Annotated in this window: 16 protein-coding genes and 1 tRNA gene; 4 read left to right on the plus strand and 13 right to left on the minus strand. The window is 74.7% G+C overall.

Annotated elements, in window-relative coordinates; all coding sequences use genetic code 11:
- Positions 1-256 precede the first annotated feature (256 nt).
- Complete coding sequence (locus RE027_RS12670) at positions 257-1,201, plus strand: energy-coupling factor ABC transporter permease (RefSeq protein ID WP_368808634.1); 945 nt, start codon at positions 257-259, stop codon at positions 1,199-1,201.
- A gap of 198 nt (positions 1,202-1,399) precedes the next feature.
- Here RE027_RS12670 and RE027_RS12675 read toward each other — a convergent pair whose 3' ends face one another.
- From RE027_RS12675 to RE027_RS12710, 8 genes are all read right to left on the minus strand, one after another.
- Positions 1,400-2,257, minus strand: a complete 858-nt coding sequence (locus tag RE027_RS12675; protein ID WP_368808635.1) for an ABC transporter permease — start codon at positions 2,255-2,257, stop codon at positions 1,400-1,402.
- Complete coding sequence (locus RE027_RS12680; RefSeq protein WP_368808636.1) at positions 2,254-3,435, minus strand: ABC transporter substrate-binding protein; 1,182 nt, start codon at positions 3,433-3,435, stop codon at positions 2,254-2,256. Before RE027_RS12680 ends, RE027_RS12675 begins: the two co-directional genes overlap by 4 nt.
- Positions 3,432-4,202: an ABC transporter ATP-binding protein gene (locus RE027_RS12685; protein WP_368808637.1), complete on the minus strand. Its 771-nt coding sequence runs from the start codon at positions 4,200-4,202 to the stop codon at positions 3,432-3,434. The genes RE027_RS12680 and RE027_RS12685 overlap by 4 nt, the downstream gene beginning before the upstream one ends.
- On the minus strand, positions 4,178-5,266 hold the full coding sequence (locus RE027_RS12690; protein ID WP_368808638.1) for an acyl-CoA dehydrogenase family protein: 1,089 nt from the start codon (positions 5,264-5,266) through the stop codon (positions 4,178-4,180). The genes RE027_RS12685 and RE027_RS12690 overlap by 25 nt, the downstream gene beginning before the upstream one ends.
- 93 nt (positions 5,267-5,359) lie before the next feature.
- Positions 5,360-5,893, minus strand: a complete 534-nt coding sequence (locus tag RE027_RS12695) for a DUF4242 domain-containing protein (RefSeq protein ID WP_368808639.1) — start codon at positions 5,891-5,893, stop codon at positions 5,360-5,362.
- Between the two features lie 120 nt (positions 5,894-6,013).
- Positions 6,014-7,804, minus strand: a complete 1,791-nt coding sequence (gene selB, locus RE027_RS12700; protein ID WP_368808717.1) for a selenocysteine-specific translation elongation factor — start codon at positions 7,802-7,804, stop codon at positions 6,014-6,016.
- A 2-nt stretch (positions 7,805-7,806) separates the two neighbouring features.
- A complete protein-coding gene (selA, locus tag RE027_RS12705; protein WP_368808640.1) occupies positions 7,807-9,144 on the minus strand; it encodes an L-seryl-tRNA(Sec) selenium transferase in 1,338 nt (445 codons plus the stop codon).
- Between the two features lie 49 nt (positions 9,145-9,193).
- Positions 9,194-9,288, minus strand: a tRNA-Sec gene (locus RE027_RS12710).
- A gap of 71 nt (positions 9,289-9,359) precedes the next feature.
- Between RE027_RS12710 and selD the strand changes: the two genes are divergently transcribed.
- Positions 9,360-10,349 carry a selenide, water dikinase SelD gene (selD, locus tag RE027_RS12715; RefSeq protein WP_438612436.1) on the plus strand — a complete coding sequence of 330 codons (990 nt, stop codon included), beginning with the start codon at positions 9,360-9,362 and terminating at the stop codon, positions 10,347-10,349.
- 27 nt (positions 10,350-10,376) lie between these two features.
- On the opposite strand, the gene nrfD is transcribed toward selD, so the two are convergent.
- The 5 genes from nrfD to ppgK all read right to left on the minus strand — a co-directional run bounded on the left by nrfD (position 10,377) and on the right by ppgK (position 17,351).
- Entirely contained in the window at positions 10,377-11,471 is a 1,095-nt protein-coding gene (gene nrfD, locus RE027_RS12720; protein ID WP_368808642.1) for an NrfD/PsrC family molybdoenzyme membrane anchor subunit, read from the minus strand.
- The gene (locus tag RE027_RS12725; protein ID WP_368808643.1) at positions 11,468-12,463 is read right to left on the minus strand and encodes a 4Fe-4S dicluster domain-containing protein; all 996 of its coding nucleotides are present in this window, start codon (positions 12,461-12,463) and stop codon (positions 11,468-11,470) included. The genes nrfD and RE027_RS12725 overlap by 4 nt, the downstream gene beginning before the upstream one ends.
- Positions 12,463-15,822, minus strand: coding sequence for a formate dehydrogenase (fdh, locus tag RE027_RS12730; RefSeq protein WP_368808644.1), 3,360 nt, complete (start codon positions 15,820-15,822; stop codon positions 12,463-12,465). Before fdh ends, RE027_RS12725 begins: the two co-directional genes overlap by 1 nt.
- 78 nt (positions 15,823-15,900) lie before the next feature.
- The gene (locus RE027_RS12735) at positions 15,901-16,464 is read right to left on the minus strand and encodes a dihydrofolate reductase family protein (protein ID WP_368808645.1); all 564 of its coding nucleotides are present in this window, start codon (positions 16,462-16,464) and stop codon (positions 15,901-15,903) included.
- 44 nt (positions 16,465-16,508) lie between these two features.
- Positions 16,509-17,351, minus strand: a complete 843-nt coding sequence (gene ppgK, locus RE027_RS12740; RefSeq protein ID WP_368808646.1) for a polyphosphate--glucose phosphotransferase — start codon at positions 17,349-17,351, stop codon at positions 16,509-16,511.
- Positions 17,352-17,607: 256 nt separating this feature from the next.
- Here ppgK and RE027_RS12745 point away from each other — a divergent pair, with 256 nt between their 5' ends.
- Positions 17,608-18,321 carry a sulfite exporter TauE/SafE family protein gene (locus RE027_RS12745; protein ID WP_368808647.1) on the plus strand — a complete coding sequence of 238 codons (714 nt, stop codon included), beginning with the start codon at positions 17,608-17,610 and terminating at the stop codon, positions 18,319-18,321.
- A gap of 217 nt (positions 18,322-18,538) precedes the next feature.
- Positions 18,539-19,654 (plus strand): alanine racemase, encoded by a 1,116-nt coding sequence (locus RE027_RS12750; RefSeq protein WP_368808648.1) that lies wholly within the window; start codon positions 18,539-18,541, stop codon positions 19,652-19,654.
- The last annotated feature ends 16 nt before the right edge of the window (positions 19,655-19,670 follow it).

Consider the following 19,670-nt stretch of genomic DNA (forward strand, 5'->3'; position numbering starts at 1 on the left):
CCCGACCAGGCCGCCACCGTCACCGCCTTCCTGCACGCCATGGCCACCGCCGTCGACGACACCCAGGAGATGGGCGACGACAGCTGCCGGCCGGAGCCGCCGCAGACCGTCTGACGACCGGCCGGGCGGCCCGGCAGGACGGACCGTCCCGCCCCGCCTCCCCGGACATCCGGGCGTAACACGACGTTGGCACCATCGGAACCGCACCGGTCTCGGCCGAGACCGGCCCCGCGCGATCCCGAAGGGCGGTTCCCCGATGCATGTTCCGGACCATTTCCTCGACCCGGCGGTCACGACGACCACGGCCGCCGTGGCGCTGATCGGGGTGTCCGCAGCGGCGTGGCAGGTGCGGCAGACCGCGCCCGCCCACCGGCTGGCCTTCGCCGCGGCGGTGACGGGCTTCGTCTTCGCCGCGCAGATGGTCAACTACGCCGTGCTGCCCGGCACCAGCGGCCACTTCCTGGGTGCCGCGCTGGCCGCGGCCCTGCTGGGCCCCTGGCTGGGTCTGCTCTGCGTGACCGTGGTGCTGGCCGTCCAGGCGCTCGTCTTCGCCGACGGCGGGCTCACCGCCCTGGGCACCAACGTGACGCTGATGGCCGTCGTCGGTGTGGCCGTGGCCTGCGCCGCGGGTGCGGTGCCGGCCCGCCTGCTCGGCCGGCCCGCGCCGCGCACGGCGGCGGGGCTGGGCGCGGCGCTGTCCGTGCCGGCGGCCGCCCTGGTCTTCTCCGGTCTGTACGCGGTCGGCGGGACCGTGCCCGTGGCCACGGGCGGGATGGCCGCCTCCATGCTCGGTGTGCACGCCCTGATCGGGGTCGGCGAGGCCGTGATCACCGTGGCCGTGCTGTCCCTCGTCCTGGCGGTGGCCCCGGGACTGGCCGCGGTCGACGCCCGCCCGTCCGCCCCGGCCGGCGCCCGGCGCGGCGCCCTGGGCGTGGCCGGTGCCGGACTGCTGTGCGCCGCGGTGCTGTCCGCGGTGGCCTCCTCCGCCCCGGACGGCCTGGAGGCCGTGGCCCTGGCCTACTCGTTCGCGGACGCCGCGGCGCCGCACGCCTTCGCCGACGCCGCCCTGGCCGGCTACGGCGAGCCCGCCGGGCTCCCGCTGGCGCTGGCCGGCGTGCTCGGCCTGGTCCTCACGGGGGTGCTCGCCGCCGGTGCCCTGCGGGCGCTCACGGCCGGGCGCCCCGTCCCGGCGCGCATCTGAGACCCCTCAGCAGCTGAGCCACCCCCGCGAGTTCAGAGTCGATCCACACAGGTGACCGGCACCGGGCCGACCGTGCACACCGACTACCGGGCGAGACCGCTCTGGCGGTCTGCCATGCCGGCAGCACCGGCGCCCGGACACCCGGCGCCGTCCGGCGGGGGCCGTTGCCGCTCGGTGGACGCACGCGCGAGCGGAGGGTCAGTCGCGCACAGTCGGTTCGCGCAGCAGCCACTGGGCGAGGGAGTCGAGGACGATGCCGAGCAGGCCGATGACGATGATGACCACGAGCATCTCGTCGTAGGCCAGCCGGTCGCGGGCGTTGAGGATCTCGTAGCCCAGGCCGCTGCTGACGCCGAGCATCTCGGCCGGGACGATGACGACCCAGGCGATCCCCAGGGCCAGTCGCACCCCGGTCATGACGAACGGGCGGATGCTGGGGAGGACGACGGTCCGCAGCCGTTCGGCCGGGGTGGCGCCGAGCGTCTGGGCCACCCTCAGGTGCAGGGGGTCCAGGGCCTTCACGCCGGCGGCGGTGTTCATGGTGATCGGCCACACGGCCGCGGCGGTCACCAGGAAGATCACAGGAGAGTTGCCCACGCCGAAGAGGGCCACGGCCACCGGTGCCCAGGACAGGGGCGAGACCATGCGCAGGAACTGCACCACCGGGGCGCTGGTCCAGCGGAAGCGCCGGTAGGAGCCGATGAGCAGGCCCAGCGGGACCCCGATGGCCGTGGCCAGGACCAGTCCGCAGAGCAGGCGCCACAGGCTGGTCGCCCCGTCCTGGAGCACGACTCCGCGCTCCAGCAGGGAGGCCGTCGCCCCGGGGATGCGTTCGGGCTGGAACGCGGCGATCATCGTGCTCGCCCCGGCGGCGGCGTGGGTGAACGCCCACCACGCGGCGAGGGTGACCAGCACGCCGAAGATCCCCCAGGCGAGTCCTGCCCTGCGTGGTGCCGTGCGCGGGGAGGGTGCGCTCCGGGAGGTGGGGCGGGTCCCGGCGTCGAGGTCGACGAGGTCGCCGGTGGGGCCCGGGCCGGTCCGGCGGGGTGTGCTCATGGGCGGATCTCCTCGGTGCGGGTCGTGCCGGTCAGGCCGAAGACGCCCAGGCCTCCGGCCTTGGCGATGCTGCGGGTCACCAGGGTGTCGTCGACGAGCTCCCGGTGGGCGGCGGCAGGGTCGAGGCCGTCGAGGAAACCGGCGGGGGCGTCGACGACCGTCTGCTGCATCGCGCGCACCAGCTCCTCGGTGAAGCTGGGGTAGGGGTAGGGGCGGAAGTCCAGGCGCTCTCCGTGCCACCCGGGGTGGTGCAGGGCGTCGCGGTGGTCGGCGGCGTGGTAGGTGAGGGCTCGGAGGATCACCGGTTTGGGCTGGGGCAGGTAGTTGCCGGCGAGCAGGGCGGCGGTCTCGGGGCGATTGTCCCGGGCCCAGGCCTGGGCCCGGACGAGGGCGTCCATGAAGCCTGCGGCCGCCTCGGGCCGGTGGCGGAGGAGCTCGCCGCGCATCATCGTCACGCAGCAGGCGTGGTCGCGCCACACGTCGCCGAGGAACCGGTGGATGTGCCCGACGTCGCGGGCCTCGGCGGCGGCGTTGAAGGGGTCGGCGACGACGTAGCCGCCGATCACCCCGTTGTTGAGCGCCGGGAGCATGTCGGCGGGAGCCATCGGGAGCAGCGCCACGGTGCCGGCTCCTGCGGAGGGAGCTTCTCGCATGACCGGGGTCAGTCCGGTGGAGCGCAGCATCTTCTGCACGACCACGTTGTGGATGGACCACCAGGCCGGGATCGCCACGGACTCCCCGGCCAGGTCGGCGACCTCGGCGATGTCCGGGCGGACGGTGAGGGCGGAACCGTTGGTGTGGTTCCAGGCCGTGATGCGCACATCGGCGCCCAGCCCGTAGCGCATGTACAGGGCCATGGGCATGAGCATGTGGATCGCGTCGACCCTGCCGGCCACGAACGCCTCGGACAGCGACGCCCAGCTGCGGAAGAGGATCGGGTCGGCGACGGGCACGGCCGCGTCGTCGTAGTAGCCGTTGGCGTGGGCCACCAGCAGCGGGGAGGCGTCGGTGATCGGCAGATAGCCGATCCGCACGGGGCGGGAGGGCTCCCCTGCGGCCCGGGCGCCCTGCTGGGTGCCGGCGTAGAGGGCCCCGGCGCCCCAGCTGAGCCCGGTCAGCGCCACGGCTCCGGCGCCGGCCTGCAGCACGGTTCGCCGGCTCGGTCGGGCGGTGCTCATATGACCCAGTTCCCGCTGCGGCTGTCGGCGCCCCGGTAGTGGGCGAGGATCTGCTCGGCGGTCGTTCCCTCCTGGGCGGGGACCCACTGCCGGCTGAACCCGTGCGGGCCGGCGAAGAAGCCGATCCGGTCGCCCAGCGTGATGGCCTCCCCGACGTCGTGGGTGACCAGGAAGATCGTCAGCTCCAGCTCGGTCGCCAGAGCGCGCAGCCACAGCTGGAGGTCCTGGCGGGTGGCCGGGTCCAGGGCGCTGAAGGGCTCGTCCAGCAGGAGCACGTCGGGGCGGATGGCCAGGGCCCGGCCCACGGACACGCGCTGGGCCTGGCCGCCGGAGAGCTCCTGGACAGGGGTGTGGGCCAGTCCGGTCAGCCCGAGGATGTCCAGCAGCTCCTCCACCCGGGACTCGTCGAAGCGATCGCGGTTGCGCCGGTACCTGCCGCCCAGGGCGATGTTCTGGCGCACCGACAGCCAGGGGAACAACCCCGGGGCCTGGAAGACGACGGCGAGGCGCTCGTGGGAGTCGCCGAACTCGATCGTGCCCCCGTCCAGGGGCTCGAGCCCGGCGATCGCCCGCAGGAGGGTGGACTTGCCCGAACCGCTGGGCCCCAGCACGGCCAGGGTCTCTCCGTTGCGCAGGGTGAGGTCCACCCCGTCCAGGACCGGGGCAGCAGCCCCCGGGTAGGTCTTGCGGAGCCCGCGCACGGTGAGCGCGGGCCGGGGACCGGCGACGGTGCCGCCGCCGCTCAGGCCAGTTTCTGCAGTTCCCACCGCAGGTGTCCTTCCGTGGGCGACTGGACCGGCAGGAACGCGGCCTCGCGGATGCGCCGGGCGGTGGGAGAGGATCTCGCATACCCGCGCCCGCCCACGACCTTTCCCTCGATGCGGGTGGCGCGGCCGGTCAGCAGCGCGGCGTCCAGCCGCAGCCGCAGCACGTCACCGGGCGGCTGTTCACGGGGTGCTCCGGCCATGCGCACCAGGGCGGCCCGCAGGTGCCGGTGGTCGGTGACGGCCTCCTCGAGCTCTTCCCGGAACATCTCGGCCACGCCCTGCAGGCACTGCCGGGCGGACGTCAGGGCGGCGGCGGACAGGCCCAGGCAGAAGGCGCTCTGCAGCAGCAGGAACGGGCCCCGGACGGCGCTCAGGAAGGACGGGAGGTCGTCGCTGAGCAGGTCCTCGGCCAGATCGACGTCCACGTCCTCGAAGGAGAGGATCCCGGAGGCCGTGGCGTTGAGCGCCAGCAGGTCCTCCAGGAGCCGGACCTGCACTCCGGGAGCGGCGACGCGGGTGCGGACGACCACGGGGCGGCCGTCCTCCCCCACCGCCGGGAGCACGACGACGCCCTCCGGGTACAGGTTCGAGGCCCAGGGCACGGTCCCGTTGAGCACGGACCGCTCTCCGCGGCGGCTCAGCGTCACAGGGATCTGCCCGATGCCGGCGGCGTGCCTGAACGCCGGGGCCATGGCCGAGCACCCCGGCACGGCGCCGGTCCGCACGGCCTCGGAGATCTCCGTGCCGGTCGCGTGCAGGTACTCGATGCACGCGCGGTGGGCCCACAGGGAGAAGGCCGTCGCAGTGCACTCGGCGGCGAGGTCGAAGACCACCGCCGCCTGCGGCACCAGGGAACCGTGCAGCCCGAGGTCCAGCAGGCCGCGGGAGCCCAGCTCGCGCAGGGTCTCGAAAGGAGACGTGGTGGCGGCATCCACCGCTTTCGCGCGCCCGGCCGCCAGCCCGCGCACGAAGTCGTGGTCGGCGTAGTCGGCCAGGGGCGTCAGCAGGTCCTGGTGCTCGGGCGTCGGCGCCCGGCGGGCAGGGAGTGGTGCGGGGTGGGGCATGGTCTTCCGTTCTGGCAGGAGGGGCTCCGGTACCGCGATGGCGGCCCGCCGGTCCCCCGGAGGCCGCCGTCAGCGCTCGGTCTTCCCGGGAACTCAGATGTCGAGCTTGAACAGACGGTCGAAGGGGGTGCCGACGGCCTGGCGGGCGCGCTCGACGGCGTCCTCGTCCGGGGCGTTGTAGAAGCACAGGCACTTGGCGGTGTCCTCGCGCACGTAGGTGCGCAGGAAGGACACCTCAGGGACCTCGGCGTACTTCGGGGAGTTGGCCTTCTTCCGCGCCAGGTACTTCTCCATGGTGATCTCGGCGGGGATGTCCCACTCGACCAGGTAGTCCACGCTGCCCTTGAGCCTCTTGATGTCCTCCAGCTCGGCACCCACCAGACGCACGGGATCAGGACCGGTGACCTCGGTGGCGGCCTCGCCCAGGGCGGAGCGCACCTTGTCGGCGAGCCCCTCGGCCGAGGGCGCCTCGACGATCACGAACACCCGCCCGTGATCGGCCGTGACCTGCGACTCGATGAGCTCGGCGCTGCCCTCGGACACGGCGCTCGAGACCGTCCCGAGGACCTGGCGCACAGCGTCCTGGTCAGCCGTAGCAGGAGCGACCTCGATGAGATGCAGTGACATGTGGATCCTTTCAACGGATGATCCCGGTCGTCCTCGGCCGGTCGTGACGACCGGAACGCGAGCCGACGCAGGGGCTGACTCCCCATCCTAGGAGAGGACGGCAGGGCTGTGGCTGGTGGTTCAGCGCACCACGGTCCGGTGGCCGGCGTCGAGGCGCCGGGTCCAGCCGCGGGCGTCGAGGTGCTCGAGCAGCGGGATCGCGACGCGCCGGGTGGTGTCCAGCGCCTGGCGGGCCTGACTCGTGGTGAACGGCTGCGGCAGCCGGGCGAGCTCGCGCATCGCCAGGGCGGGAGCGGTGGGGAGCAGCACGACGCCGTCCCCCAGCCGGAGCAGCCGGCCGGTGCGCTCGGCGGCAGCGAGCTCACGGGCACCGAGCCGCAGCGCCGTCAGGTCGTCGGCCTCCGGGCTCCGGAAGGGCTCTGCCCCGAGCCGTCGCTCGAGCTCGAGCACCGCGGTCTCGTGGGCGCCGAGGCCGCCGCGGTGGTGCGGGGAGCGGATGTGCCCGCCGTCCTGCGCCAGGCCGGCGCCGCGGACCACGGGGTCGACCAGGGCTGCGTCCGGCAGGGCGAGCAGGTCCCGGGCGGCGCCCCGCGAGAGCCCCGCCGCCAGGGGGTCGCGGGCGTGCAGCTCGTCCACCGCGGTGCGCAGCCGCTGCGTCCAGGACTCGAGCACGGGAGCGTGCACCCACCAGTCGCCGAGCACCCGCACGTCGCCGGGAGGGGCGGCGGCCCCGGCGGGCAGCAGGCCGAGGCGGTGCAGGTGCTGCACCTGCACCGCGCCGCGGCGGGCCACCTCCACGAGGACGTCCCCGCGGACGTCCATGCTGGCGAGCCGGGCGGCCCGGCGCGCCCGGTCGCCGCGCCGCCGCAGTGCGGGCGGATCGGCGTCGAGGACCTGGGCCCCGCCGAGCACCGACCGGCTGCCGGGGTCGCGGAGCACCAGGCGGTCCCCGAGGACCAGGGGCAGGGGCCGGTCGAGGGTCAGCCGGGCGTGGTCGTCGTCGAACGGGCTCAGCCGGGCGGGCACCGCCGCGGTGCCGGCGTGGAGCACCAGGTGCTCGGCCGTGTCGGGGAACGCGGGGCCGGTGCTGCGGCGGATGTCGAGGACGCCGGTGAGCGGCCACGTGCCCGGGGTGACCAGGGCGTCGCCGCGGTGCACCTCGGAGGCGGACACCCCTCGCAGGTTGAGTGCCACGCGGGTGTACGGCTCCAGCGCGGTGTGCGGCGTGTTCCGGCTGTGCATGCCGCGGACCACGACCGGCACCGCCCCGCCGTGGCCGAGCAGGTGCAGCCGGTCGCCCTGCCGGAGCGTCCCCGCGGTCAGCGTGCCGGTCACCACCGTGCCGGACCCGGTGATCGTGAAGGACCGGTCCACCCACAGCCGCAGCCGCCCCTCCGCGGGCGCGGGCGCCCGCGCCAGGACGTCGTCGAGGACGGCGCGCAGCTCGGCGAGGCCCGTGCCCTCGAGGGCCGAGACGGTGACCACGGGCGCGTCGTGCAGACCGGTTCCGGCCAGTTCCGCGCGGACCTGGGCGAGCACCTCGCCGGTGCGCCCGGGGGCCCGGTCGGCGCGGGTGAGCACCACCACGCCGTGCTCGATGCCGAGGGCGGCCACGGCGTCGCGGTGGTCGCCGGACTGGGCCTGCCACCCCTCGTCGACCGCGACGACGAAGCAGACGACGGGTGCCGGGCCCAGGCCGGCGAGCATGTTGCCGAGAAAGCGCTCGTGGCCGGGGACGTCCACGAAGGCCACGTCGCGCCCGGACGGCAGCGTCGTCCAGGCGTAGCCCAGGTCGATGGTCAGCCCGCGGCGGCGCTCCTCCTCCCACCGGTCGGGCTCCATGCCGGTGAGGGCCCGCACCAGGGTGCTCTTGCCGTGGTCGACGTGCCCGGCCGTGGCGACGACGTGCACGCTCACCGGGTCCGGCCGGTGTCGTCGTCCGCCCCGGCGAGGGCGGTCAGGGCCGCCTGCACCGCCGCGCGCAGGCGCTCGTCGTCGGACTCGGGCACGCAGCGCAGGTCGAGCAGGCACGCGCGGTCGTGGACCCGGGGGAGCACGGCCGGGCGGCCGGTGCGCAGCAGCGGGGCCGCGGCCTCGGGCAGCCGGACCGCCCACCCCGGCAGGGGCAGGCCGGGCGCGCCGCCGCCCCCGACGCGGCCGTCGTGGGCGACCACCGGCGCGCCGACGGCCGCGCCGAGGCGCTCGGCCCGGTCGCGGAGCCGGTCCGGGTCCGCGTGCAGCGCGCTCACGACCGGGACCGGCCCGCCGACGAGCGTGGCCTCCAGCGCGGCGAGCGCGAGCTTGTCGGCGCGGACCGCCCGGGCGAGGGGGTGGGCGGCCATCCGGGCGACGACGTCCGGGCTGCCGAGCACCAGTCCGGCCTGCGGGCCGCCGAGCAGCTTGTCGCCGCTGGCGATGACGATGTCGGCGCCGCCCGCGAGGGCGGTGGCGGCGTCGGGCTCGGACGGCAGGTGCGGGTCTGGGGTCAGCAGCCCGCTGCCGAGGTCGGCCACCAGGGGCACGCCGTGGGCCTGGGCCAGCGGGCGCAGCTCGCCGACCTCGACGCCCGAGGTGAACCCCTCCAGCCGGAAGTTGCTCGGGTGCACCTTGAGGAGGCACCCGGTCTCCGGGCCGATCGCCTCGGCGTAGTCGCGCAGGTGGGTCCGGTTGGTCGTGCCCACCTCGCGCAGCCGGGCGCCGGTCGACTCGATCAGCTCCGGCAGCCGGAAGCCGGCCCCGATCTCGACGAGCTCGCCGCGGCTGATCACCACCTCTCGGCCGGCGGCCAGGGCCGTGGTGGCCAGCACCAGGGCGGCCGCGCCGTTGTTGACGACCAGGGCGTCCTGGGCGGGAGGGCAGGCGGCGAGCAGGGCCGCCCGGGTCGCGGCGCCGCGGCGGGAGCGGGTGCCGGTGCCCAGGTCGAGCTCCACGTCGACGTACCCGCCGGCGGCCACCAGGGCGTCCAGGGCGGCCGCGGAGAGCGGGGCGCGGCCGAGATTGGTGTGCACCACCACGCCCGTGGCGTTGAGCACCGGGGTCAGGGTCGAGGCGGAGCGGGTCTCGAGCGCGGCGAGCACCGCCGGCTCGACCTCCTCGGGGGCGATCTCCCCACGCCGCGCCCGGCCCTGGGTCTCGCGCACCAGCGCGCGGACGACGTCCTCGCTCAGCCGGTCGCGGGCCCGGCGGACGGGCGGCAGGGCCAGGAGCTGGTCGGTGCGCGGGATCAGCCGGCGCGGATCGTCCAGGGCCACAGTCACTCCTCGTCGGGCGGCATGCGGTGCGGTGGGTCAGCACGGAGGTTGGCGGAGGCGGACGGGAATCGAACCCGCCAGGCCGAGATGCTCGGCCTCACCGGTTTTGAAGACCGGGGGGCCCACCAGGACCCGGACGCCTCCGCCACCCAACCTAGCACCGTCGCCACCAGTAGGCTGGCGGCATGGAACAGATCCGGACGTCGAACCCGCCCCTGTCCGCGACCGGCGCGGTCCGCCTGACCGGCTTCGCCCACGGTGGTGGGTGTGCCTGCAAGATCCCGCCCGGGGAGCTCGAGGACGCGGTCCGTGGCCTCACCGGGCAGTCCGGGGCCGGCGTGCTGGTGGGCCTGGACGACGGCGACGACGCCGCGGCCGTGCTGGTGCGCGAGGACCTCGCGGTGCTCTCCACCGCCGACTTCTTCACCCCGGTCGTCGACGACGCCTACGACTGGGGCCGGATCGCCGCCGCGAACGCGCTGTCGGACGTCTACGCCATGGGCGGGCGCCCGGTCATGGCGATCAACCTGGTCGGGTGGCCCCGGGACGAGCTCCCGATGGAGCTGCTGACCGAGGTGCTCCGCGGCGGCCTGGCGGTCGCCTCCGAGGCGGGGTGCCCGGTGATCGGGGGGCACTCCATCGACGACCCGGAACCCAAGTACGGCATGGCCGTGACCGGCGTGGCCGACCCGGACCGGCTGCTGCGCAACGACGCCGCAGCGGCGGGGCTGCCGCTCACCCTCACCAAGCCGATCGGCGTGGGCCTGCTCAACAACCGGCACAAGGCGACCGGCGAGGTGTTCGCCGAGGCGATCGCCACGATGACCCGGCTCAACCGGGACGCGGCAGAGGCGGCGCTGGCGGCGGGGGCCCGGGCGGCCACGGACGTCACCGGCTTCGGCCTGCTCGGGCACCTGCACAAGATGTGCCGTGCCTCCGGGGTCGGCGCGGTGCTCGACCGGAGCGCCGTGCCCCTCGTCGAGGGCGCGGACCGGGCGCTGCGGGACGGCTACGTCTCCGGCGGGACCCGCCGCAACCTCGACTGGGTGCGCCCGCACCTGCAGGCCGCGACCGGGGTCGTCGAGGACGACCTGCTGCTGCTGGCCGACGCGCAGACCTCGGGCGGCCTGCTGGTGGTCGGCGAGGTGCCCGGGCACCCCGTGATCGGTCACACCGTGGTCGGGTCCGGCATCACCGTGCGCTGAGACCCGTCCCGGGACGACGCCGGGCGCTCAGCCGACGGTGGTGATCGAGTCGTCGGTGACCCCGGCGGCGCGACGCGCGGCCAGCCGCGCCTTCTGCGGCTCGATCGTGTAGCGGGGGTCCACGGCCGAGTGGAGACCGGCCTCCATCACGCCGAACCGGGTCAGCGCCGAGGAGGCCAGCAGCGCCAGGCCCGAGACCGCGGCGACGGCCCGGTGCCGCCCGCCCAGCAGGGTGCCGAGACCGCCGGCGACCGCCAGCCGCTCGCTCCACGCCAGCATGGTCCCGGCCTGGCCGTGGTGCAGCGGCTCGGCCGCCACCGGGTCCATCCGGCGCTCCATCAGCTTCGTGGCGATCAGCTCTCCCGCCACCCCGAGCACGGCGAGCCGCCGGGCGGGGCCGGCCTCGCCGACCGAGGTCGTGACCATCGCCAGACCGCCCGAGGCGAGGCTCGCCGAGCTCACGAAGACGAACGCCAGGTCCTCACGGGCGGCGTTCCACGTGGGTGTCGCCGTGTCGGAGAGCAGGGCCGCGGTGTAGGCGGCGAGCGGGCCGGCGAAGACCGCGGCCTCGACCCCGGCCGGTCCCTCGACGGCGCGCAGCACCGGGCGCAGCGGGCCCAGCGGCAGGCGGGAGCCGGTCATCCGGTCGACCTCGGACGCGACCGCGGTGCCCATGCCGGCCCCGAACGCGCTGAGGATCCACGTCCCCATGCTCATCGGCGAGGTCGGCTTGAAGGTGCGCAGCATGTGCAGGAAGCGCTCCGGGCGGCCGAGGTCCGCGACCAGAGCCGCGCCGCCGAGGCCGAGCGCGGTCACCGAGCCCAGCCGGGCGTTGCGGCGCAGCTCGGCCCGGTCGGTGAGCTGACCCCCGAGCGCGAGCAGCGCCGAGCCGCCGGCCACGCCGCCGAGGAACAGGTACGCGGCGACCTCGTGGCCCCAGGGCGCCGGCTTGACCACCGGACGGCCGTAGTAGGAGCCGAACTCCGGCTCCGGGACCATCGGCATCTCCCGGGAGCCGTCGCCCCCGCCGCCCTGCCCGGCGCCCTTGCGGCGCGGGCCGTCCCGCCGCCGGCGGCGCGGCGGCTCGGGCGGACGGTAGCTGTCGAACTCGGACAGGCTCACGAGCGGCCTCCCGCGAAGGCCAGCGCGGCGGCGGCGAGCATGCCCGCCGCGGCCAGGCCGGCCCGCTGGTACATCCGGGGCAGGTCCGCCGTCGGCACCCGCGGGTCCGGGGGGAGCCCGTAGACCTCGGGCTCGTCGAGCAGCAGGAACACCGATCCGGTGCCGCCGACGCCGTCCAGCTCGTTGGCGCCGTAGAGTCTCGCCTCGGTCCGCCCCTGGGCGTGCAGCTCCGCGACCCGGTGCCGGGCCTGGTCGACCATGTCGTCGTGCTCGCCGTACTTGATGGACGTCGTCGGGCAGGTCTGCGCGCACGCGGGCGTCTGGTCGTCCACCATGCGGTCGTAGCACAGGGTGCACTTCTGGGCGACGCCCACGTTCTTGACCTCGGGCTTGCCCGGCTGCCCGTCCCGCTCCGTCCGTGGTGCGGCCGTGCCGTCGGTGCGCCGCTCGATCACGCCGAACGGACAGCCGGCCACGCAGGTGCCGCACCCGTTGCACACGTCGTCCTGCACCACCACGGTGCCGTGCTCGGTGCGGAACAGCGCCCCGGTGGGGCAGACGTCGAGGCACCCGGCGTGCGTGCAGTGCTTGCAGACGTCGGAGGACATCAGCCAGCGGAACTCCGGGGTGTCCGGCGGGGTGGTGTCCTCCGAGGACGGCTGCGGGCGTGCCTCGGGCGGGCCGACGCGGGGCATGCCCAGGCTCACGAGCTTGCGCCCGGACTCGCGGGCCTCCTCGACACGCTCGCTGTCCTGCTCGATGAACGCCACGTGCCGCCAGGTGCTCGCGCCCAGGGAGCCGGTGTTGTCGTAGGAGGACTCGAGCAGCTGGAGGTCCCCGTCCTGCGGGTTCTGGTTCCACTCCTTGCAGGCCACCTCGCAGGCCTTGCACCCGATGCAGATCGAGGTGTCCGTGAAGAAGCCCTTCCGCGCGTGCTGGTGCTCCCAGTGCGCGTCGGCCGTGGGATCGGTCGGTCCGGCCAGCTGGCCCATCAGTGCTCCCTCGTCGGGTCGGTGGTCGGATCGGTGGCCGGGTCCGTGCCCCGGCCGGTGTCCGGGGCGGTGTCGTCGATCCGGGTGTTGCCGGTCTCCACGGTGGCGCCCGCGCGCTCCTGGTACTGCGCGACCAGGTCGAGCAGCTCGGGACCCCGCGGCCGGCGGCCCGGGCGGATGTGGCAGGAGCCGACCTTGGAGTCCTGGATCTGCACGTTGGGCTCCAGCGTCAGGCCCAGCAGGTCGTTGGCGGAGTCGCCGCTGACCACGGCGTCGTCGCCCACGCCCCAGTGGTACGGGAGCCCGATCTGGTGCACGGTGTGCCCGCCCACCACGAGCGGGGTCATCCGCTCGGTGACGAGCACCCGCACCTCGATCGCCGCCCGGGGCGAGACGATCGTGGCCCAGCCGTACGGCTCCAGCCCGCACTCGGCGGCGAGCTCGGGGGAGACCTCGCAGAACATCTCCGGCTGCAGCTCCGAGAGGTACGGCAGCCACCGGCTCATGCCGCCGGCGGTGTGGTGCTCCGTGAGCCGGTACGTGGTGAACACGTAGGGGTACACGTCCGCCCCCGGCTCCCCGGCGCTCGGGGCGCTGAGGTTGTCCTGGCGGGCGAACAGCACCCGGGAGGGGTTGCGCTGCTGGGTGTACAGGGCGTTGGCGACCGGCGACTCCTGCGGCTCGTAGTGCGTGGGCAGCGGCCCGTCCAGCACGCCCTTGGGCGCGTACAGCCAGCCCTTGCCGTCGGCCTGCATGATGAACGGGTCGTCGCCGGCGAGTGCGGCCGCGCCCCCGGTGTCGGGGTCGGGACGGGTGCCCGGGGCGAGGTGCAGGGGGAAGTCGGGCACGTCGTCCCCGACCCACTGGTCCTGCTCCTCGTCCCACCACACGAGCTTCTTGCGCTCGCTCCAGGGCCGGCCCTCCGGGTCGGCCGAGGCGCGGTTGTAGAGCAGACGGCGGTTGGCCGGCCACGCCCAGCCCCACTCCAGCGCGGCGGCGTCCTGCTCCTGGCCGGGCCTGCGCAGGGCGGCGCGGTTGACGCCGTCGGCATAGACCCCGGTGTAGATCCAGCATCCGCCGGCGGTCGAGCCGTCCGCGCGCATCTCGGTGTACGAGGACAGGGGTCTCCCGGCGTCCGGGCCGGTGAGGTGGCGGCCGTTGATCTCGGCGAGCACCGCCTCGGGGTCCGGCTCGCCGTGCTCGTCGACGGGGTAGTCCCAGGTGAGGTCGAGCAGCGGGCGGTCGCGCTCGTCCTCGGACTCGGCCAGCCGCTCCCGGATCCGCCGGCCCAGCTCGAAGAAGAACTGCAGCTCGCTCTGGCACTCGCCCGGCGGCGCCACGGCCTGGTGGCGCCACTGCAGCAGCCGCTGGGTCTGGGTGAACGTGCCCGACTTCTCCACGTGCGTGGCGGCGGGCAGGAAGAACACCTCGGTCTCGATGTCCTCGGTGCGCAGCTCGCCCGAGGCGATCTCCGGGCCGTCCTTCCACCACGTCGCCGACTCGATGAGGTTGAGGTCCCGCACCACCAGCCACTTGAGGTGGGACATGGCCATGCGCTGCATCCGGCCGTTGGAGGACCCCACCGCGGGGTTCTGGCCGAGGATGAAGTACCCCTCCACCTCGTCCTCGAGCATCTTCGTCAGCGTCTGGAAGGTGCCGTGCGCCCCGGTGAGGCGCGGCAGGTAGTCGTAGGCCCAGTCGTTGTCCGCGGTGGCGGCGTCCCCCCACCAGGCCTTGAGCAGGCTCGTCGTGTAGGCGTCGGCCTCGGCCCAGTAGCCCTTCTGCTTCTTCGAAGCGATCGCGGACAGGTAGTCGTCGAACGTGTCGTGCGTGCCGGCCACCGGCATCGGCAGGTAGCCGGGCAGCAGGTTGAACAGCGTCGGGATGTCGGTCGAGCCCTGGATGCTGGCGTGCCCGCGCAGGGCCATGATCCCTCCGCCGGGACGGCCCATGTTGCCCAGCAGCAGCTGCAGGATCGAGGCGGTGCGGATGAACTGCGCGCCCAGGCTGTGCTGGGTCCAGCCCACGGCGTAGGCGAAGCAGGTGGTCCGCTCGCGCCCGGAGTTCTCGGTGATGGAGCGGGCCAGGTACGCGAAGTCCTCGGGGCTGATGCCGCACACCTCCTGCACCATCTCCGGGGTGTAGCGCACGAAGTGCCGCTTGAGGATCTGGAACACCGTCCGGGGGTCCTGCAGCGTGTCGTCGCGCTGCATGCGGGCGTGCTCCATCGGGGCGCCGCCGCTGCCGAGCTGCTGGCCGGCGGCCTCGTCCACCGCCTCGGCCCCGTCCTCGGGGTCGCCCTCGGGCGCGTCCACCGTGCCGTCGTCGTCCCCGGAGCCGTCCTCGTCCTCGTTGTAGGCCCACGACGACATGTCGTACTGGCCGGTCTCCGGGTCGAACCCGGAGAACAGCCCGTCGAGGTCCTCGGCGTCGCGGTAGTCCTCGTTCACGAGCGTGGCCGCGTTGGTGTAGGCGCGGACGTACTCCTCGAACCACAGGTCGTGGGTGAGCACGTGGTTGATCAGCGCGCCGAGCAGCACGATGTCCGAGCCGGCCCGGATCGGGACGTGCTTGTCAGCGACCGCCGAGGTGCGGGTGAAGCGCGGGTCGACGTGGATCACCCGGGCGCCGCGGGCCTTGGCCTCCGTCACCCACTGGTAGCCCACGGGGTGGCACTCGGCCATGTTGGAGCCCTGGATGACGATGCAGTCGGCGTTGGCCATGTCCTGCAGGGACTGCGTGGCACCGCCACGTCCGAACGAGGCTCCCAGACCGGGAACCGTGGCGGAGTGTCAAATACGGGCCTGGTTCTCGATCTGTATCGCTCCCGCGGCGGTGAAGAGCTTCTTGATCAGATAGTTCTCTTCGTTGTCCAGCGTGGCGCCGCCCAGGGCGGCGAAGCCCATCGTGCGGCGCAGCGGACGGCCCTGCTCGTCGGCGTCCTGCCACCCGTTGCGGCGGGCCTCGAGGACGCGGTCGGTCACCATCTCGACGGCGGTGTCCAGGTCCAGGCGCTGCCACTCGGTCGCCCGGGGCGCACGGTAGAGCACCTCGGTCTGCCGGCCGGGCGCGTTGACGAGCTGCTCGCTGGCCGAGCCCTTGGGGCACAGGCGCCCGCGGGAGATCGGCGAGTCCGGGTCGCCCTCGATCTGGACGACCTTCTCGTCCTTGACGTACACCCGCTGGCCGCAGCCGACCGCGCAGTACGGGCACACGCTCTGCACGACCCGGTCCGCGGTGCTCGTGCGGGGGGCCGTGGACCGGGTGCGCTCCGAGGTCACCGCCGGGCCGCGACCGAGCAGGTCGCCCGAACGGATCTGCCGGAGGACCGGCCACTCCAGAGGACTGAATCGTGCCATGGGAGGAGCTTAGCCCCTCCACCTGCTCAGTGATAGGCATCAAAGGCCGGCCGGCTCGGCCGCGTGGCGCAAACGCGCTCAGCGCCTCGTCCCGTACCGGGTCAGGACCACCCCGCCGGGCAACGTCCGGGTCTCCACCAGGTTCAGGTTCACCCAGCTGTCCAGCGCGGCGAAGAACGGCGTGCCGCCGCCCACCAGGACCGGATGGGTCACGATCGTGCACTCGTCGATCAGCCCGGCCCGCACGGCCGCTCCGGCGAGCGTTGCACCACCGGCCCTCATCGGCTCGCCGTCCTCGGCCTTGAGCCGGGTGATCTCCGCGACCGCGTCGCCGGTGGCCAGGCGGGTGTTCCCGTCGACCTCCACCGTCGCCGAGGAGAACACCACCTTCGGCGTGTCCCGCCGGTTCCGCGCGAACTCGATCTCCGCCGGGGTGGCATCGGGCTGCTGGTCGCCGGTCGGCCAGTAGCAACTCATGGTCTCCCACAGCTTGCGCCCGTACAGCAGAAGGCCGATCGCCCGCTCCTGGTCGAGCCGCCACTGGAACAGCTCGTCGCCCGGCTCGCTCCACCCGAGGTCGTCGCCGGGCGCCGCGACGTAGCCGTCCAGCGTCAGGTTCATGCCGTGGACCAGGTTCCGCATCGCGCCATGCCTTCCGTCCGCCGGTCCCGGAATTCCAGGCCGGTTCAGTGCATGACGTAGCGGCCGAGGTACGCCTGGCGGGCGGTGCCGATGATGCCCGCGGCGTTGCGCAGCTCCGCGGGCACGATCCGGGCACGCAGCTCGAGGTGGGGCAGGAAGTGCTGGTGCCGCTCGCTGATGCCCCCGCCCAGGACGATCAGGTCGGGGGAGACCAGGAGCTCGAGGTGGTCGAGGTAGCGCTGGAGCCGGTCGGTGTACGTGGGCCAGTCGAGGCCCTCCGCCACCCGGGCGGAGGCGCCGGCCCAGCCGTCGACGTCGCGGCCGTCCAGGTCCACGTGCCCCAGCTCGGTGTTGGGGAGCAGCTCCCCGTCGTGGAACAGCGCCGATCCGATGCCGGTGCCCAGCGTGATCATCAGGACGGTGCCGCCCACGCCGCGCGCGGCGCCGAAGCGGGCCTCGGCCAGGCCGGCGGCGTCGGCGTCGTTGAGCACGGCGACGTCCCGGCCCAGCCCGGAGCTGAGCAGGCGGCCGGCGTGCATCCCGAGCCAGGAGTCGTCCAGGTGGGCGGCCGAGCGGGTGATCCCCCGGTCGATGATGCCCGGCACGCCCACGCCCACGGGGCTGCGCGGGTCCAGGGCCTCCGGTCCGGTGCTCAGCTCGGCCAGCGCCGCGCCCAGCGCGGAGACCACGGCGTCCGGAGTGGCCGGGGAGGGGGTGAGGATCCGCCGGAGCGGCCCGACGGTCACGCCGTTGACCGGGTCGACGACCGCGTACTTGATGGCCGTGCCGCCGATGTCGACGCCGATGCGGCGGACGTCGCCGCCGGCCCCGTCGTCGACGGGCGGGAGGGCGGAGGTCGTCCGCGAGGACGACGAGGTCAAGGTCATGTCACGGTCCTGGATCGGGGTCGGCTCGGCATGCCCGCAGCGGGGCGACGCTTGAACGAGAATACAACTGAACCAGCACAACAACGGCTGGGCCGGGATCGTTCCCTACAATCGAGTGGTCCGGACCGACCGGGCCGGCAGCAGCCGGGTCCCGTGCGCCACCTCGCCGAAGGGTCTCCCGCATGACCGCCTCCTCCCCTGTCCGAGCTCGGCGGGCCGGGCCCGGGCGGGACCGGCCCGGAGCGCGGGACGGCCGATGACCGGCCCGGAGTTCGCCCTGGTGGCGCTCGTGGTGTGCCTGGCGTCCTGCCTCCAGGGCTCGATCGGGTTCGGCCTCGGCATGCTCGCCGCCCCGGTGATCGCCCTGCTGGACCCCACGCTGCTGCCCGGGTCCATCGTGCTGCTCGCGGCCGGGCTCACCGTGCTCGGCGTGCTGCGGGACCGCACCGCCGTGGACCTGCGCGGGACGGGCTGGGCCCTGCTCGGCCGGGTGCCGGGCACCGCGGCGGGCGCCCTGCTGGTGGCGACGCTGCCCCCGCAGGCCCTCGCCCTCACCCTGGCGGGCACGGTCCTGCTCGCCGTGCTGCTCAGCGTGTGCGGCTGGCGGCCCCGGCCGCTCCCGGTCACGGTCGCCGCCGCCGGGGCGGCCTCCGGGCTGATGGGCACGGCCACGTCCATCGGCGGCCCGCCCATGGCGCTCGTCTGGCACGGCTCCTCCCCCGCCCGGCTGCGCGGCACCATGAGCGCCTTCTTCCTGGTCGGCGCCCTCATGTCCCTGGCGGCCCTGCTCGCGGTGGGCGCCATCGACCGGCGGATCCTGCTGTTCGCCGCCGTGCTGCTGCCGGCCATGCTCCTCGGCTTCGCCGCCTCCGGCGCGGTGAACGGGCGCCTCGACAAGGTCCTCGTGCGCCGGGTGGGGCTGGCGGCGTCCACCGCGGGCGCGGTGCTCGTCCTCGTCCGGGCCCTCTGAGGGGCGCCGCCGGAGCCGCACCGGGCACCGGGCCGAACACCATGGCGGAACACGTGACCCGCCGCTCGGCCGGCGAGGCCCACGGCCCCGGCCGCACGGACCCCGCGGAGCTCGTGCCCGCGGCCCGAGCCGTCCGCCGCCCGGGTCCGACGACGACGCGGGCGGCGGTCCTACGATGGACGGAGCGCACCCGACCGCTGCACCGGCGAGGAGCACCATGCACCGCATTCCCGACAGCATCGTCCCCGAGGGCATCGACACCCCCGACGTCCTGATCGACCGGGACGTGCTCGGGCGCAACATCGAGCGGATGGCCGCGGCCGTGCGCGCGAAGGGCCTGGCGCTGCGTCCGCACGCCAAGACGCACAAGGTCCCGGAGATCGCGGCGCTGCAGCTCGCCGCGGGAGCGGCCGGGCTGACCGTGGCCACGATCGGGGAGGCCGAGGTCTTCGCCGCGCACGGGGCCGGGGACCTGTTCCTCGCCTACCCGCTGTGGGTGGGCCCGCGGCAGGCGGAGCGCCTGCGCCGGCTCAGCGCCACGGCCCGGATCAGCACCGGCGTGGACTCCACCGAGGCCGCCGCGGCCATGGGGCGGCAGCTCGGGGACGCGGCGGGGGACGTCGCCGTGCTGGTCGAGGTCGACAGCGGCCACCACCGCAGCGGCGTCCACCCCGACGGCGCCGGGGAGGTCGCCCTCGCCGCCGCCCGGGCCGGGCTGCGCGTCGAGGGGGTCTTCACCTTCCCGGGGCACAGCTACGCCCCCGGCATGCCGGTCGAGGCCGCCGCGCAGGAGCAGCGGGCCCTGGACCGGGCGGCCGGGCAGCTGGAGGCCGCGGGTTTCGAGGTCCTGCGCCGCAGCGGCGGCTCCACGCCCTCGGCGCTGCTGACCGAGAGCTCCGCGGCGACCGAGGTGCGGCCCGGCGTCTACGTCTTCGGCGACGCCCAGCAGCTGGAGCTCGGCCGGTGCTCGATGGAGGACATCGCCCTCACCGTGGCCTCGACCGTGGTCAGCCGGCACGAGGGCGGGTCCGGGGTGCCCCGGCGGGTCGTCCTCGACGCCGGCAGCAAGGTCCTGGGCAGCGACCGTCCCGCCTGGGCCACCGGCCACGGGCGCCTGATGGACCACCCGGAGGCGCGGATTCCCGCGCTGTCCGAGCACCACGCCACCGTCGTCTGGCCGGAGGAGCACCCGCTGCCCGCCCTCGGGGACCGGCTGCGGGTGGTCCCCAACCACGTGTGCCTCACGATGAACCTCGTCGACGACGTCGCCGTGGTGCGCGGAGGGGAGCTCCTCGAGCGCTGGAGCGTGGCCGCGCGGGGCCGCAACTCCTGAGCGGCCCGCTCCGCGC

The organism is Kocuria sabuli (genome assembly GCF_040981185.1).
In the GTDB taxonomy this organism is placed as follows: Bacteria; Actinomycetota; Actinomycetes; order Actinomycetales; family Micrococcaceae; genus Kocuria; species Kocuria sabuli.

Bases quoted from the DNA above. Each gene is read 5' to 3' on its own strand.
- RE027_RS12670 (WP_368808634.1), top strand. From the start codon at position 257: ATGCATGTTCCGGACCATTTCCTCGACCCGGCGGTCACGACGACCACG.
- RE027_RS12675 (WP_368808635.1), bottom strand. From the start codon at position 2,257: ATGAGCACACCCCGCCGGACCGGCCCGGGCCCCACCGGCGACCTCGTC.
- RE027_RS12680 (WP_368808636.1), bottom strand. From the start codon at position 3,435: ATGAGCACCGCCCGACCGAGCCGGCGAACCGTGCTGCAGGCCGGCGCC.
- RE027_RS12690 (WP_368808638.1), bottom strand. From the start codon at position 5,266: ATGCCCCACCCCGCACCACTCCCTGCCCGCCGGGCGCCGACGCCCGAG.
- RE027_RS12695 (WP_368808639.1), bottom strand. From the start codon at position 5,893: ATGTCACTGCATCTCATCGAGGTCGCTCCTGCTACGGCTGACCAGGAC.
- RE027_RS12725 (WP_368808643.1), bottom strand. From the start codon at position 12,463: ATGGGCCAGCTGGCCGGACCGACCGATCCCACGGCCGACGCGCACTGG.
- RE027_RS12735 (WP_368808645.1), bottom strand. From the start codon at position 16,464: ATGCGGAACCTGGTCCACGGCATGAACCTGACGCTGGACGGCTACGTC.
- ppgK (WP_368808646.1), bottom strand. From the start codon at position 17,351: ATGACCTTGACCTCGTCGTCCTCGCGGACGACCTCCGCCCTCCCGCCC.
- RE027_RS12745 (WP_368808647.1), top strand. From the start codon at position 17,608: ATGACCGGCCCGGAGTTCGCCCTGGTGGCGCTCGTGGTGTGCCTGGCG.
- RE027_RS12750 (WP_368808648.1), top strand. From the start codon at position 18,539: ATGCACCGCATTCCCGACAGCATCGTCCCCGAGGGCATCGACACCCCC.